Genomic DNA, 12,610 nt, shown 5'->3' with positions numbered 1-12,610 from the left:
ACATCTCGGGGCAGCGACAGCGCAAGATCTCGGCACTGCGACCGTGAAGGCTGCGGCATTCGCAGGTATGCTGCCGTCCTGTCGCTTGGCGCGCCGTCGATAGGGATGGCCGCTAAGCTGAATTCTGTAGATCAGCCGGGAGTGCGCGCAGTGTTTGCTTTAGATCCACGACTTCAACAGGACACGCTGGTCATCGGCGATTTCCCGCTCAGTCGCCTGCTGCTGTCCAACGATGCCAACTACCCCTGGTTCATCCTTGTGCCTCGTCGCGACGATATCAGCGAGTTGTTTCAGTTGGATGTCGCCGACCAGCAGCAACTGTGGCAAGAAACCACGGCGCTGGCCGAGTTGCTCAAGGATTTATTCGATGCTGACAAAATGAATGTCGCGACCCTGGGTAACGTCGTCAGTCAGTTGCACATGCACGTGATCGTGCGCAAACGCGATGACGCGGCCTGGCCAGCGCCGGTGTGGGGCAAGCTTGCGGCCAAACCGTATAGTGCCGAGCAGGTTGCTGCCATTCGCGAACAGTTGCGTCTGGTCCTGAGCGAGCATTTTATCTTTGTGGAGGGCTGAGGCATGAGCCTGGAAGAGCGCGTTAACGATCTGGAAAGCCGTCTGGCCTTTCAGGACGACACTATTCAGGCGTTGAACGACGTGCTAGTCGCCCAGCAGCGCGTGGTCGAGCGTCTGCGGTTACAAATGGCTGCGTTGCTCAAGCGTCAGGAAGAAATGGTCGGCCAGTTCGGCTCTTTCGAGGAAGATGCGCCGCCACCGCACTATTGAGTCCTTTTCTTCAGGCGTAAAAAAACCGCGAACAGCCAGGCTGCTCGCGGTTTTTTTATGCCTTGGATCAGCGACGCGGCAATGCGGCGATCACGTCCTCGGCTTGCAGGCCCTTGTCCCGGTTCATCACCGAGAATTCCACGCGCTGGCCTTCGACCAGAACGCGGTGGCCTTCACCACGGATGGCGCGAAAGTGCACGAAAATATCATCGCCGGAATCCCGGGAGATAAAGCCGAAGCCTTTGGAGGTGTTGAACCACTTGACGGTGCCGGTATCGCGATTGCTCATGTCATAGCTGGTTGGCGCGGCGGCAGGTGACGATTTGTAGAAGCTGACAGCCAGGTGCAGAACGACGGCAATCAGCGCAATCACCAGGCTGAACAGCACAGCTGGCTGGCCGGCGATGACAGGCATCGGGGCGATCAGGGTCAAGGTTTGCAGGACGACAGTCAGCACCAGAAGTGCGCTGACCAGATTTTGCAGATGCTGGCGCGGGCCTTTGTTCCAGTAAGGAATCACTGGAGCGATGACCAGGTTCAGCAGGCCGAAAAAGGCCAGGTAAAGTGCATCGGGTTGTTGCAGGTAGGGAACGGCTTCAGATTTCAAGCTGGGTATGAACGACAGCAGCAATGCCGCTGCGCCCATTAACAGGTGGACGATTTTCAACATTTTGATTGGCTCACGTTATGACGGCTCACAAGGAAGAGCTGAAGGCGCACGGTTCGCTTCGGAACAAAAATAAGAGGCGGTAGGCACGTACACGGCATCAGCCTATGCGCGACGCCCCGGAAAATGGGGCATGGCGACACACTGCCTATTTAACAGCAAAGCCTGCAGCTACTCAAATCAGCCCGGCCAGCGGCAGCCGGATGAGCGATTTTGTCGCAGCGCGGGTGGCCGATCAGGGCTGCGGGGTGGCGACAGGCTTGCTAGAGTGGGTTGGCACCTGCTGGATGAATTCAATCGCCGTTAGGGGGTAAACATGGCAATCGATATCGGTATCAGTGAAGAAGATCGCAAGTCCATCGTCGAAGGGCTGTCCCGTCTGCTGTCGGACACCTATGTGCTGTATCTGAAAACCCATAACTTCCACTGGAATGTCACCGGTCCGATGTTCCGTACGCTGCACCTGATGTTCGAAGAGCAATACAACGAACTGGCGCTGGCCGTGGACTTGATCGCCGAACGTATCCGGGCGCTGGGGTTTCCGGCGCCGGGCGCTTACGCGACCTATGCACGTCTTTCTTCTATCAAGGAGGAGGAGGGTGTACCGAGCGCCGAAGACATGATCAAGCAACTGGTTGCCGGCCAGGAAGCAGTGACGCGTACTGCGCGTGGCATCTTTCCGTTGCTCGACAAAGTCAGTGACGAACCTACCGCCGACCTGCTGACCCAGCGCATGCAGGTGCACGAGAAAACCGCGTGGATGCTGCGAGCGCTGCTGGAAGGGTAATCCGCGCCAGGCGCGGGTATTTATAGCAGGCCAATACCCGCGAGCTTCCAAAGTCTTACTTTTGATGTCGGCTTATCCTACGCAGATGGGCAATTAGTCATCTGGATATAACTTTGCGTCTGCGCTTTTATGAAGGCACAGGATGTTGTCTTTATAAAAAGCAGCGATGGCAAAGGAGTGTCAGCGATATGGTCGATGGAGACAGGCAAACCGAAAACTTCGGTTCGCGACAGGAAGGAAGGGTCGATCCGCTGGTCAGCGAGTTCGATATTGCATTGATTCAGCCGTTGTCCAGGTCCGTGCGCCTGAATGGTTTTGCGACTTGCCTGCGGCTCGAACAGGTCTACTGGAACATTCTCGGGCGCATGGCCGAGGATTGCGGTTGTTCGATCAGTACGTTGCTGTCCCATGTGGATCGGCAAGTGCACTTGCGCCACGGCGGGGTAAAAAACTTCAGCGGTCTGGTGCGGGTGGTCTGCGTGATGAATGGTCTCAAGGAAGTCCCGCAGGCCATCGCGCTGTGACGGGCAGTTGAAATGACGTTGCCGCCTGTGCAGTCTTCCGGCTGCACAGGCCGCATTTAATGGATATAATCCCGCCCTTTCGCCGCAAAGCCCTGCGCGCGGTGGCAATCTGATCGCCGAGACACACCCATGCCGATGTACGATTACCAATGCGCTTCCTGTGGTCATCAGTTGGAAGCCATTCAAAAGATCAGCGAGGCACCGCTGGTCGACTGCCCTGCCTGCCAGGCACCAGAGCTCAAGAAACAGCTGTCCATGCCCGGCTTTCGCCTCAGTGGCGGTGGTTGGTACGAGACTGATTTCAAGACCGGCGCCAAGAAGAATCTGGCCGGTGGCGACAAATCTGACTAGGGTTCAAACCCAGGTCTAACGACACGCGCGAGTTTCCGTTTTGTTTGAACGCAACGGGATCTCCACCGAATTTCGAATTACGAGAAGCGAACCACTACCATGATGCGCAGCCACTATTGCGGCCAACTGAACGAAAGCCTGGAAGGTCAGGAAATTACCCTTTGCGGATGGGTTCACCGTCGTCGCGACCACGGCGGGGTGATTTTCCTCGATATCCGTGATCGTGACGGTCTCGCTCAGGTGGTTTTCGATCCGGATCGCGCCGAAAGCTTCGCTGCTGCCGACCGCGTGCGCAGCGAATACGTGGTGAAGATCACCGGTAAAGTGCGTCTGCGTCCGGCCGGCGCGACCAACGCCAACATGGCGTCGGGCATGATCGAAGTACTGGGCTACGAGCTGGAAGTGCTGAACGAGTCGGAAACCCCGCCGTTCCCGTTGAACGAGTTCTCCGACGTCGGCGAAGAAACCCGTCTGCGTTATCGCTTCCTCGACCTGCGTCGTCCGGAAATGGCCGAGAAGCTGCGTCTGCGTTCGCGCATGACCACCAGCATCCGTCGCTTCCTCGACGAGAACGGCTTCCTCGACGTAGAAACACCGATCCTGACCCGTGCCACCCCTGAAGGTGCGCGTGACTATCTGGTGCCGAGCCGTACTCACGCTGGTTCGTTCTTCGCCCTGCCGCAATCGCCGCAGCTGTTCAAGCAACTGCTGATGGTCGCCGGCTTCGACCGTTACTACCAGATCGCCAAGTGCTTCCGCGACGAAGACCTGCGCGCTGACCGTCAGCCGGAATTCACCCAGATCGACATCGAGACCAGTTTCCTCGATGAAAAAGAGATCATGGGCCTGACCGAGCAAATGATCCGCAACCTGTTCAAGGAAGTGCTGGGTCTGGAATTCGGCGATTTCCCGCACATGACTTTCGAAGAAGCCATGCGCCGCTACGGTTCCGACAAGCCAGACCTGCGTAACCCGCTGGAACTGGTCGACGTTGCCGATCAACTGAAAGAAGTCGATTTCAAAGTCTTCAGCGGCCCGGCCAACGATCCGAAATGCCGTATCGCCGCACTGCGCGTTCCAGGCGGAGCGAGCATGCCACGCAAGCAGATCGACGATTACACCAAGTTCGTCGGCATCTACGGTGCCAAGGGCCTGGCGTACATCAAGGTCAACGAGCGTGCTGCCGGTGTTGACGGTCTGCAATCGCCGATCGTGAAGAACATTCCGCTGGAAAACCTCAACGCCATCCTCGATCGCGTGGGTGCAGTTGACGGCGACATCGTGTTCTTCGGCGCCGACAAGGCCAAGATCGTCAGCGAAGCTCTGGGCGCGCTGCGTATCAAGCTCGGTCACGACCTCAAGCTGCTGACCTGCGAGTGGGCGCCAATGTGGGTTGTCGACTTCCCGATGTTCGAAGAGAACGACGACGGCAGCTTCTCGGCGCTGCACCACCCGTTCACCGCACCGAAGTGCACGCCGCAAGAGCTCGAAGCCAACCCGGCTGGCGCTCTGTCCCGCGCGTACGACATGGTCCTGAACGGCACTGAGCTGGGTGGCGGTTCGATCCGTATCCACCGTAAAGAGATGCAACAGTCGGTATTCCGTCTGCTGGGTATCAACGAAGCGGAACAGGAAGAGAAGTTCGGCTTCCTGCTCGACGCGCTGAAGTACGGTGCACCGCCGCACGGTGGTCTGGCTTTCGGTCTGGACCGTCTGGTGATGCTGATGACCGGCGCCCAGTCGATCCGTGAAGTGATCGCCTTCCCGAAAACCCAGAGTGCTGCCGACGTGATGACGCAAGCACCGGGTGTGGTGGATGCCAAGGCATTGCGCGAGCTGCACATTCGTTTGCGCGAAACGCCAAAGGCTGAGTAAGACGGGCCTGAAGGCGCATCTTCGGATGCGCCTTTTTTCTATCTATAGAGAGCAGGTCGAGATTTTTTTGTTTGCTGGCCGCTGCATGAGCAGGGCGGGCAACGTTTCAAAGAGAATTCGGAGCGAGTTATGGCAGGTCATTCCAAGTGGGCGAACATCAAGCACCGCAAAGAACGTCAGGATGCCAAGAGGGGCAAGATCTTCACCAAGTGGATCCGTGAGCTGACCGTTGCGGCCCGTCAGGGTGGCGGTGATCCGGGTTCCAACCCGCGTCTGCGCCTGGCCCTGGACAAGGCGCTGAGCGCGAACATGAGCCGCGACATCATCGACCGTGCCGTTGCGCGCGGCGCCGGTGCCACCGAAGCGGACAACGTAGAAGAGCTGACCTACGAAGGTTACGGCCCGGGCGGTGTGGCGGTGATGGTCGAGTGCATGACCGATAACCGCAACCGTACCGCCGCAGCCGTGCGCCATGCGTTCAGCAAGTGCGGCGGCAACCTCGGCACCGACGGTTCGGTGGCGTACCTGTTCGAACGCAAGGGCCAGATCAGCTTCGCGCCGGGCGTCGATGAAGACGCACTGACCGAAGCGGCGCTGGAAGCCGATGCCGATGACGTGGTTACACACGAAGACGGTTCGATCGACGTGTTCACCTCGTTTACCAGCTTCTATGCGGTGCGTAATGCGCTGGAAGCCGCTGGTTTCAAGGGTGATGACGCGGAAATCGTCATGCAGCCGACCACCAGCGCCGAGCTGGATCTGGAAGGTGCGGAGAAAGTCCTCAAGCTGATCGACATGCTCGAGGATCTGGATGACGTGCAGAACGTCTATTCCAATGCGGACATTCCGGAAGACGTGGCCGCTCAGCTCGGTTGATCTAAATACAAAGGTCGCAGTTTTTGCTGGCTCTACACTTCCCCTGTAGGAGCTGCCGAAGGCTGCGATCTTTTGATCTTTTAAAAACACAAAGATCGCAGCCTTCGGCAGCTCCTACCTGTACCCTCAGCTTTCGCATCAATTTCTGCAGGCGTTATGACTTTAATTCTTGGTATCGACCCCGGTTCGCGCATTACCGGTTACGGCATTGTTCGTGATACCGGGCGTGGTGGCTGCATCTATGTGGCCTCGGGCTGTATCCGCACCGGCGCCGGCGAGCTGCACGAGCGTCTGCAAATCGTCTATCGCGGCGTACGCGAGATCATCCAGACTTATGGCCCGGTCACCATGGGCATCGAAAAGGTGTTCATGGCGAAAAACGCCGATTCGGCGCTGAAGCTCGGCCAGGCTCGCGGCGCAGCGATTGTCGCCGGTGCCGAAGAATGCCTTGAGATCGCCGAGTACACGGCCACTCAGGTCAAACAGGCCGTGGTCGGCACTGGCGCCGCCAATAAAGAGCAAGTGCAGATGATGGTCATGCACATGCTCAAACTGACCGCCAAACCGCAAATCGATGCCTCGGATGCCCTGGCCATCGCCATTTGCCATGCGCATACCCGCTCGAGTCTGCTGCCGCACGGTTTGGGAACGGCACGCAGTCGTGGCGGGCGCCTGCGTCTCTGATAGCATCAGCATCAAATTTGCGGAGTGTGGACTTGCGCGCCTGTGTTGTCGGCCCGAGTCCTTCGCTCTGATAGTCGCCAGCCCACGGCTGGCCAATGCTCAAGGATCTGAAACGTGATTGGACGCTTGCGCGGCACCTTGGCTGAGAAACAGCCGCCGCACCTGATTCTGGATGTAAACGGCCTCGGGTATGAGCTGGAAGTGCCCATGACCACCCTTTATCGCCTGCCGTCGGTCGGTGAGCCGCTGACCCTGCACACCCATTTGGTCGTACGCGAAGATGCGCAATTACTCTATGGTTTTTCCGGCAAGCGTGAGCGAGACTTTTTTCGCGAGTTGATCCGTCTCAATGGTGTCGGGCCAAAACTGGCGCTGGCACTGATGTCGAGTCTGGAAGTCGACGAACTGGTCCGTTGCGTACAATCCCAGGACACGTCGGCCCTGACCAAAGTCCCGGGCGTTGGCAAGAAAACCGCCGAGCGTCTGTTGGTCGAACTGAAAGATCGTTTCAAGGCCTGGGAAACTTCGCCGGCGATGTTTGCCTTGGTGCCGAATCAGCCAGACGGCCCTGCGCCGGTCAACACCGCCGAAAACGATGCGGTCAGTGCACTGATTTCCCTGGGCTACAAGCCGCAGGAAGCGAGCAAGGCGATTACCGCCATCAAGGACAAGAATTTGAGCAGTGAAGACCTGATCCGCCGCGCCCTGAAGGGAATGATTTAAGTGATTGAAGCTGATCGTCTGATCGCCGCCGCGCACAGCCCGCGCGAGCGCGAAGAAGTCCAGGACCGGGCCATCCGTCCGGTCAGTCTGGCTGACTACATTGGCCAGCCGACCGTGCGCGAGCAGATGGAGCTGTTCATCCAGGCCGCCCGTGGTCGCAATGAGTCCCTCGATCACACGCTGATCTTCGGCCCGCCGGGGTTGGGTAAAACCACCTTGGCGAACATCATCGCCCAGGAAATGGGCGTGTCGATCAAAAGCACCTCGGGCCCGGTGCTTGAACGTCCGGGTGACCTGGCCGCATTGCTGACCAACCTTGAACCGCACGATGTGCTGTTCATCGACGAAATCCATCGTCTGTCGCCGATCGTTGAAGAAGTACTGTACCCGGCGATGGAAGATTTCCAGCTCGACATCATGATCGGCGAAGGGCCGGCAGCGCGCTCGATCAAGCTTGATCTGCCGCCGTTTACCCTTGTTGGTGCGACCACTCGCGCCGGCATGCTGACCAATCCGTTGCGTGACCGCTTCGGTATCGTCCAGCGTCTTGAGTTCTACAGCACGGCCGATCTGGCGACGATTGTCAGTCGTTCGGCAGCGATTCTCGGTCTGCCGCTGGATCCTGAAGGTTCTTTCGAAATCGCCCGGCGCGCTCGTGGTACGCCGCGGATCGCCAACCGTCTGTTGCGGCGGGTACGCGATTTCGCCGAAGTCCGCGCCAAGGGGCATATCACCAAAGCGGTGGCGGATCTGGCGTTGAACCTGCTCGATGTCGACGAACACGGTTTCGATCATCAGGACCGCCGTTTGCTGCTGACCATGATCGAAAAGTTTGACGGCGGGCCGGTCGGTATCGACAGCCTGGCGGCGGCGATCAGCGAAGAGCGTCACACCATTGAAGACGTGCTGGAGCCGTACCTGATCCAGCAGGGTTACATCATGCGCACGCCACGGGGCAGGGTGGTGACGCGACATGCCTACCTGCATTTCGGATTAAACATTCCGTCACGAATGGGTGAGATGCCCGTGGTAGACGAGTTTCTCGATGCCGTGGACGATTGATACACATTTTTTGGCGATTTATTCAGGGTTTGTACTGTCAGACGACGGTACTTTTGCAGTAAAGCCCTGAAACCATGAAAAACAGTTGCCTGGCCGGATTGGCAACCTGAGGAGTAAGCACTAGAGTATGCGCGCGCAAAACGGGCTTGAGCCGTTCGCACATCGTTGTCGCGTTTATTACGAGGACACCGATGCGGGCGGCATCGTGTATTACGTTAATTACCTCAAGTTTATGGAACGGGCTCGAACCGAGCGGCTGCGTGAACTGGGCTTTGCCCAATCGCAGTTGGCGGGGGAGGATCTGTTGTTTGTCGTGCATTCCAGCGAAGCGCGCTATCACGCGCCGGCGCGACTGGACGACGAACTGCTGGTAAGCGCTGAAGTAATCGAATTGAACCGTGCCAGCCTGCGCTTTAAACAGCAGGTCAGGCGGGCTACGGATAATGTGCTGCTCTGTGAAGGGCAGTTTTTGGTGGCCTGTGTGCGCACTAACAGTTTGAAACCCCGGGCCCTTCCCGAAGACTTGCGTGCGGCCTTCGCCGACGCGGTCGGCCCGGGTACACACTCAAAGCAGGAGATAAAGCGTGGAAGCTAACGTCGTCGACCATTCCTCCATGTGGAGCCTGGTCAGCAATGCCAGCATCGTGGTGCAGTTGGTAATGTTGACCCTGGTGGCCGCATCGGTGACCTCATGGATCATGATCTTTCAGCGCAGCAATCTGCTGCGTGCCGGTCGACGCGCCCTGGAGAGCTTCGAAGAGCGCTTCTGGTCGGGTATCGACCTGTCCAAGTTGTACCGTCAGGCGGGCAGCAACCCGGATCCGGATTCGGGCGTGGAGCAAATCTTCCGTGCCGGTTTCAAGGAATTCTCGCGTCTGCGTCAGCAGCCAGGCGTCGATCCTGAGGCGGTGATGGAAGGTGTGGCCCGGGCCATGCGCGTAGCCATCTCGCGCGAAGAAGAGAAACTGGAGCAGAGCCTGCCGTTCCTCGCCACTGTCGGTTCGGTCAGCCCGTACATCGGTCTGTTCGGTACCGTGTGGGGCATCATGAACTCCTTCCGCGGTCTGGCCAGCGCCCAGCAAGCGACCCTGGCGACTGTCGCCCCGGGTATCGCCGAAGCCCTGATCGCCACCGCGATCGGCCTGTTCGCTGCAATCCCTGCAGTAATCGCTTACAACCGTTTCGCCGCTCGCAGCGAAACCTTGCTGAGCCGCTACTACACCTTCGCCGATGAATTCCAGGCGATCCTGCACCGCAAAGTGCACACCAGCGAAGAATAAGCAGGTATTTTCCAATGGCTTTAATCGCTCGAGCTCGCAAAAAGCGCAAGCCGGTCGCCGAAATGAACGTAGTGCCTTACATCGACGTGATGCTGGTACTGCTGGTCATTTTCATGGTGACCGCGCCGATGCTCAATCAGGGCGTGAAAGTTGATCTGCCCAAGGTTTCCAGCGAAGCCTTGCCGCAGGACAACAACACCCAGGTCCTGACCATTTCGATCAAGGCTGACAAGACCTATTACTGGAACCTTGGCAGCGAAGTCGACACCGAGAAGCAACAGGACAGGGCCATGACCCTGCCACAGATGACTGATGCGGTGACCAAGATCATTCGCGCCGGCACCGAAGGCGGCAAGCGTACCCAGGTCTTTATCCGTGGTGACAAGACCGTCGACTACGGTTCGGTCATGGGCGCCATGGGCGGGTTGCAGAAAGCCGGCGTCGGTAACGTTGGTCTGATCACCGAGGCCCCCTGATGCAGCAACAGAGAGAGCCGTCCGCCTCGGAAAGCTTCTTCTGGCCTAGTGTCTGGGCGATTGTCTTGCACGTGCTGGTCTTCGGCATGCTGTTCGTCAGTTTCGCCTTCACACCGGAGCTGCCGCCGGCCAAGCCGATTGTCCAGGCGACCCTGTACCAACTGAAATCGAAAAGTCAGGCAACCACCCAGACCAATCAGAAGATTGCGGGTGAGGCGAAGAAATCCGCCGCGCGCCAGACCGAAGTCGAGCAGATGGAACAGAAAAAGGTCGAGCAGGAAGCGGTGAAAGCTGCGGAACAAAAGAAAGAAGAAGCGGCTCAAAAGGCCGAGGAAGCCAAGAAGGCCGATGAGGCCAAGAAAGCGGACGAAGCGAAAAAGGCCGATGACGCCAAAAAAGCCGACGACGCGAAGAAAGCCGAAGCCAAGAAGGCCGAAGAGAAACAATTGGCTGATATAGCCAAGAAGAAAGCCGAAGAAGAGGCTAAAGAAGAGGCCAAGAAAGAGGCCGCTGAAGAAGCCAAGAAGAAAATCGTCGAAGACGCGAAGAAGAAAGCCGCCGAAGACGCCAAGAAGAAAGCTGAGGCTGACGAGGCGAAAAAGAAAATCGCCGAGGACGCCAAGAAGAAAGCTGCTGCCGATGCTGCGAAGAAGAAATCGCAGGATGCAGCGCGCAAGTCTGTCGAAGAGAAGAAGGCGCAGGCACTGGCCGATTTGCTTTCCGACAAGACCGAGCGTCAGCAGGCTCTGGCGGATGAAGTGGGTGATGAAACCGCAGGTAACTTCGATGATCTGATTCGTTCACGGGCATCGGAAGGTTGGGCGCAGCCGCCATCGGCCCGCAAGGGCATGAAGGTGATCCTGCAGATCAACATGCTGCCTGACGGAACGATCTCCGGTGTTTCGGTGGCTCATTCCAGCGGTGACGTGCCTTTCGACAGTTCTGCGGTCGCGGCAGTAAAAAACATTGGTCGATTGACCGAAATGCAGGGTTTGAAGCCAGCTGATTTCGCTCCCTATCGTTCATTCAAGATGACATTCACACCTGAGGATCTAGCCTTGTGAGAAACCTTCTTCGAGGACTGCTTGTCGTCATGGTCTGCTTTGCAGGCCTGGCTACAGCGGATGAAAAAAATATCCTGGTCAGCAGTGGCAGCTCCCAGGCGACTCCAATTGCCGTAGTGCCATTTGGTGTCCAGGGCGGTTCGGTGCTGCCGGACGACATGGCTGAAATCATTGGTAACGATTTGCGTAACTCGGGTTATTACGCGCCGATTCCAAAGCAGAACATGATCAGCCAGCCAAGCCAGCCGAGCGAAATCATCTTCCGTGACTGGAAGGCGGTGAATGCTCAGTTCATCATGGTGGGCAGCATTGCCCCTGCCGGCGGCCGCCTGCAGGTGCAATGGGCACTGTTCAACGTTGCCACCGAACAGAAAGTGGCTGATGGCAGTGTTTCCGGTACCCCGGAGCAGTTGCGCGACATGGCGCACTTCATCTCCGACCAGTCGTTCCAGAAGCTGACCGGTATCGAAGGTGCGTTTTCGACTCGCCTGCTGTACGTGACGGCTGAACGCTTCTCCGAGAAGAACACCCGTTACACCCTGCAACGCTCGGACTACGACGGCGCCCGCGCAGTGACTCTGCTGCAATCGCGTGAGCCGATCCTGTCGCCGCGTTTTGCACCGGATGGCAAGCGCATCGCCTACGTGTCGTTCGAGCAGAAGCGTCCGCGCATCTTCATGCAGAACATCGACACCGGTCGCCGTGAGCAGATCACCAACTTCGAAGGCCTGAACGGTGCACCCGCGTGGTCGCCGAACGGTGATCGCCTGGCGTTCGTGCTGTCGAAAGACGGTAACCCGGACATTTACGTGATGAACCTGGCTTCGCGCCAGATCACCCGTGTGACCGCAGGCCCTGGCATCAACACCGAACCGTACTGGGGCAAGGATGGTTCGACCATCTACTTCACCTCGGACCGCGGCGGCAAGCCACAGATCTACAAAACCAGCGCCAGTGGCGGCGGTGCGGAGCGAGTGACCTTTATCGGTAACTACAACGCCAACCCGAAACTGTCGGCGGATGAAAAGACTCTGGTGATGATCCATCGCCAGGATGGCTTCACCAATTTCAAGGTGGCGGCCCAGGATTTGCAGCGAGGGAGTGTAAAGATCCTCACTGATAGCACTCTGGACGAGTCACCCACTGTTGCGCCCAACGGCACCATGGTAATCTACGCCACCCGCCAGCAGGGCCGGGGAGTCTTGATGCTCGTGTCCATTAATGGACGCGTTAGGCTCCCGCTTCCTACCGCTCAAGGCGAAGTCAGAGAACCGTCCTGGTCCCCTTACCTGAAGTGAGCGGGCGCTACACGTTTTACTTAACACACTGGGGTTCATTAGGAGTTTCACGATGGAAATGCTGAAGTTTGGTTAATTTGCTGCGCTGGCTCTGGCCATGGCTGTAGCTGTAGGTTGCTCCTCCTAAGGCGGCGACAACGCCGGTGTAGGCGCTGTT

16 protein-coding genes and 1 pseudogene are annotated in these 12,610 nt (G+C 58.0%); 16 read left to right on the top strand and 1 reads right to left on the bottom strand.

Annotation, left to right across the window (positions count from 1 at the left end):
• Nucleotides 1-150: 150 nt before the first annotated feature.
• Both ACIPZE_RS09870 and ACIPZE_RS09865 read left to right on the top strand, forming a co-directional pair.
• Complete coding sequence (locus ACIPZE_RS09870; RefSeq protein WP_283439486.1) at nt 151-576, top strand: HIT domain-containing protein; 426 nt, start codon at nt 151-153, stop codon at nt 574-576.
• Nucleotides 577-579: 3 nt separating this feature from the next.
• On the top strand, nt 580-786 hold the full coding sequence (locus ACIPZE_RS09865; RefSeq protein ID WP_283439250.1) for a SlyX family protein: 207 nt from the start codon (nt 580-582) through the stop codon (nt 784-786).
• 67 nt (nt 787-853) lie between these two features.
• On the opposite strand, the gene ACIPZE_RS09860 is transcribed toward ACIPZE_RS09865, so the two are convergent.
• Nucleotides 854-1,456, bottom strand: coding sequence for a cold shock domain-containing protein membrane protein (locus ACIPZE_RS09860; protein WP_400772637.1), 603 nt, complete (start codon nt 1,454-1,456; stop codon nt 854-856).
• Between the two features lie 313 nt (nt 1,457-1,769).
• On the opposite strand from ACIPZE_RS09860, the gene ACIPZE_RS09855 reads away from it, so the two are divergent.
• From ACIPZE_RS09855 to ACIPZE_RS09790, 14 genes and pseudogenes are all read left to right on the top strand, one after another.
• Nucleotides 1,770-2,240 carry a Dps family protein gene (locus ACIPZE_RS09855; protein WP_129395234.1) on the top strand — a complete coding sequence of 157 codons (471 nt, stop codon included), beginning with the start codon at nt 1,770-1,772 and terminating at the stop codon, nt 2,238-2,240.
• Nucleotides 2,241-2,428: 188 nt separating this feature from the next.
• Nucleotides 2,429-2,764 carry a ribbon-helix-helix domain-containing protein gene (locus ACIPZE_RS09850; RefSeq protein ID WP_283439248.1) on the top strand — a complete coding sequence of 112 codons (336 nt, stop codon included), beginning with the start codon at nt 2,429-2,431 and terminating at the stop codon, nt 2,762-2,764.
• 129 nt (nt 2,765-2,893) lie between these two features.
• On the top strand, nt 2,894-3,115 hold the full coding sequence (locus ACIPZE_RS09845; protein ID WP_007912741.1) for an FmdB family zinc ribbon protein: 222 nt from the start codon (nt 2,894-2,896) through the stop codon (nt 3,113-3,115).
• 99 nt (nt 3,116-3,214) lie between these two features.
• Nucleotides 3,215-4,990, top strand: coding sequence for an aspartate--tRNA ligase (gene aspS / locus ACIPZE_RS09840; protein ID WP_129395232.1), 1,776 nt, complete (start codon nt 3,215-3,217; stop codon nt 4,988-4,990).
• A 129-nt stretch (nt 4,991-5,119) separates the two neighbouring features.
• A complete protein-coding gene (locus ACIPZE_RS09835) occupies nt 5,120-5,866 on the top strand; it encodes a YebC/PmpR family DNA-binding transcriptional regulator (RefSeq protein WP_034153419.1) in 747 nt (248 codons plus the stop codon).
• A gap of 156 nt (nt 5,867-6,022) precedes the next feature.
• The gene (ruvC, locus tag ACIPZE_RS09830) at nt 6,023-6,550 is read left to right on the top strand and encodes a crossover junction endodeoxyribonuclease RuvC (RefSeq protein WP_129395231.1); all 528 of its coding nucleotides are present in this window, start codon (nt 6,023-6,025) and stop codon (nt 6,548-6,550) included.
• Nucleotides 6,551-6,664: 114 nt separating this feature from the next.
• Nucleotides 6,665-7,273 carry a Holliday junction branch migration protein RuvA gene (gene ruvA, locus ACIPZE_RS09825; protein WP_129395230.1) on the top strand — a complete coding sequence of 203 codons (609 nt, stop codon included), beginning with the start codon at nt 6,665-6,667 and terminating at the stop codon, nt 7,271-7,273.
• The gene (gene ruvB / locus ACIPZE_RS09820) at nt 7,274-8,335 is read left to right on the top strand and encodes a Holliday junction branch migration DNA helicase RuvB (protein WP_008080222.1); all 1,062 of its coding nucleotides are present in this window, start codon (nt 7,274-7,276) and stop codon (nt 8,333-8,335) included.
• Between the two features lie 127 nt (nt 8,336-8,462).
• On the top strand, nt 8,463-8,930 hold the full coding sequence (ybgC, locus tag ACIPZE_RS09815; protein ID WP_064119107.1) for a tol-pal system-associated acyl-CoA thioesterase: 468 nt from the start codon (nt 8,463-8,465) through the stop codon (nt 8,928-8,930).
• A complete protein-coding gene (gene tolQ / locus ACIPZE_RS09810; RefSeq protein WP_129395227.1) occupies nt 8,920-9,615 on the top strand; it encodes a protein TolQ in 696 nt (231 codons plus the stop codon). The genes ybgC and tolQ overlap by 11 nt, the downstream gene beginning before the upstream one ends.
• A gap of 23 nt (nt 9,616-9,638) precedes the next feature.
• Nucleotides 9,639-10,091 carry a protein TolR gene (gene tolR, locus ACIPZE_RS09805; RefSeq protein ID WP_161806672.1) on the top strand — a complete coding sequence of 151 codons (453 nt, stop codon included), beginning with the start codon at nt 9,639-9,641 and terminating at the stop codon, nt 10,089-10,091.
• Entirely contained in the window at nt 10,091-11,155 is a 1,065-nt protein-coding gene (gene tolA / locus ACIPZE_RS09800; RefSeq protein WP_129395226.1) for a cell envelope integrity protein TolA, read from the top strand. The genes tolR and tolA overlap by 1 nt, the downstream gene beginning before the upstream one ends.
• On the top strand, nt 11,152-12,453 hold the full coding sequence (tolB, locus tag ACIPZE_RS09795) for a Tol-Pal system beta propeller repeat protein TolB (RefSeq protein WP_129395225.1): 1,302 nt from the start codon (nt 11,152-11,154) through the stop codon (nt 12,451-12,453). Before tolA ends, tolB begins: the two co-directional genes overlap by 4 nt.
• A 52-nt stretch (nt 12,454-12,505) precedes the next feature.
• Nucleotides 12,506-12,577, top strand: a pseudogene (locus ACIPZE_RS09790) (peptidoglycan-associated lipoprotein); the annotation flags it as partial.
• Between the last annotated feature and the right edge of the window lie 33 nt (nt 12,578-12,610).

The sequence above is a fragment of the Pseudomonas sp. NPDC089741 genome, from assembly GCF_044748825.1.
GTDB classification, from domain to species: domain Bacteria; phylum Pseudomonadota; class Gammaproteobacteria; order Pseudomonadales; family Pseudomonadaceae; genus Aquipseudomonas; species Aquipseudomonas helmanticensis.
This window is presented reverse-complemented; position numbering and strand designations above follow the sequence as displayed.